General features: G+C 67.4%; 1 pseudogene. It reads left to right on the forward strand.

Annotation, left to right across the window (positions count from 1 at the left end):
• Nucleotides 1–236, forward strand: a pseudogene (locus tag KVS69_RS20595) (hemolysin III family protein); the annotation flags it as partial.

Consider the following 236-nt stretch of genomic DNA (forward strand, 5'->3'; position numbering starts at 1 on the left):
CCTTCACGCTGTTCTTCGCGGCCCGCTTCAAGCTGCCCCCCCCGACCACCTACATCGCGATGGGCAGGATGGTCCTGGTGGCGATCAAGCCGATGTGGTCCCACATCGCCGGCTGGACCCTGGGCTGGCTGTTTGCCGGTGGCCTGTCCGACGCGCTGGGCGCCATTTTCTACCACCGCGCATCCATCCCCTACTCCCACCCGTTCTGCCACCCGTCGGCGATCGGCGGAAGAGGC

It is taken from the genome of Stenotrophomonas sp. GbtcB23, from assembly GCF_019091045.1.
Classification (GTDB): domain Bacteria; phylum Pseudomonadota; class Gammaproteobacteria; order Xanthomonadales; family Xanthomonadaceae; genus Stenotrophomonas; species Stenotrophomonas rhizophila_A.